Genomic DNA, 1,779 nt, shown 5'->3' with positions numbered 1-1,779 from the left:
TATAACCCTATCCTGCAAAAGCAAACCCCCGACCCGCTTACGCGGATCGGGGGTTTGGGATAGGTGCTTGACGATGACCTACTCTCACATGGGGAAACCCCACACTACCATCGGCGATGCATCGTTTCACTTCTGAGTTCGGGATGGGATCAGGTGGTTCCAACGCTCTATGGTCGTCAAGCAATTTTGTTGCTGTCTCGGGGTTAGCCGCTACAGCGAATCGGGTATGTGATATCGGTTGGTAATGCGTGTTCTGGCAAACTTTCGGTTTGTTGTCGACTTCAACCATCGAGCACGCAAACTACAAATTGTTTGGGTGTTATATGGTCAAGCCTCACGGGCAATTAGTATTGGTTAGCTCAACGCCTCACAGCGCTTACACACCCAACCTATCAACGTCGTAGTCTTCGACGGCCCTTCAGGGAGCTCAAGGCTCCAGTGAGATCTCATCTTGAGGCAAGTTTCCCGCTTAGATGCTTTCAGCGGTTATCTTTTCCGAACATAGCTACCCGGCAATGCCACTGGCGTGACAACCGGAACACCAGAGGTTCGTCCACTCCGGTCCTCTCGTACTAGGAGCAGCCCCTCTCAAATCTCAAACGTCCACGGCAGATAGGGACCGAACTGTCTCACGACGTTCTAAACCCAGCTCGCGTACCACTTTAAATGGCGAACAGCCATACCCTTGGGACCGGCTTCAGCCCCAGGATGTGATGAGCCGACATCGAGGTGCCAAACACCGCCGTCGATATGAACTCTTGGGCGGTATCAGCCTGTTATCCCCGGAGTACCTTTTATCCGTTGAGCGATGGCCCTTCCATACAGAACCACCGGATCACTAAGACCTACTTTCGTACCTGCTCGACGTGTCTGTCTCGCAGTCAAGCGCGCTTTTGCCTTTATACTCTACGACCGATTTCCGACCGGTCTGAGCGCACCTTCGTACTCCTCCGTTACTCTTTAGGAGGAGACCGCCCCAGTCAAACTGCCCACCATACACTGTCCTCGATCCGGATAACGGACCAGAGTTAGAACCTCAAAGTTGCCAGGGTGGTATTTCAAGGTTGGCTCCACGCGAACTGGCGTCCACGCTTCAAAGCCTCCCACCTATCCTACACAAACAAGTTCAAAGTCCAGTGCAAAGCTACAGTAAAGGTTCACGGGGTCTTTCCGTCTAGCCGCGGATACACTGCATCTTCACAGCGATTTCAATTTCACTGAGTCTCGGGTGGAGACAGCGCCGCCATCGTTACGCCATTCGTGCAGGTCGGAACTTACCCGACAAGGAATTTCGCTACCTTAGGACCGTTATAGTTACGGCCGCCGTTTACCGGGGCTTCGATCAAGAGCTTCGCTTGCGCTAACCCCATCAATTAACCTTCCGGCACCGGGCAGGCGTCACACCCTATACGTCCACTTTCGTGTTTGCAGAGTGCTGTGTTTTTAATAAACAGTCGCAGCGGCCTGGTATCTTCGACCGGCATGGGCTTACGTAGTAAATACTTCACCCTCACCGGCGCACCTTCTCCCGAAGTTACGGTGCCATTTTGCCTAGTTCCTTCACCCGAGTTCTCTCAAGCGCCTTGGTATTCTCTACCCAACCACCTGTGTCGGTTTGGGGTACGGTTCCTAGTTACCTGAAGCTTAGAAGCTTTTCTTGGAAGCATGGCATCAACCACTTCGTCATCTAAAAGACAACTCGTCATCAGTTCTCGATCTTGAACGCCCGGATTTGCCTAAGCATTCGATCTACCACCTTAAACACGGACAACCAACGCC

General features: G+C 52.5%; 2 rRNA genes (1 of these 2 running past the window's edge). Both read right to left on the bottom strand.

Annotation, left to right across the window (positions count from 1 at the left end):
* Positions 1 to 65: 65 nt before the first annotated feature.
* Positions 66 to 181, bottom strand: a 5S ribosomal RNA gene (rrf, locus tag ISX93_RS15395).
* Positions 182 to 323: 142 nt separating this feature from the next.
* Positions 324 to 1,779 (bottom strand): 23S ribosomal RNA (locus ISX93_RS15390) (it continues 1,437 nt past the right edge of the window).

This window comes from Pseudomonas sp. N040, assembly GCF_015637705.1.
GTDB lineage: Bacteria > Pseudomonadota > Gammaproteobacteria > Pseudomonadales > Pseudomonadaceae > Aquipseudomonas.
Note: the sequence above shows the minus strand (reverse complement) of the source record. Positions and strands in the feature narration are given on the sequence as shown.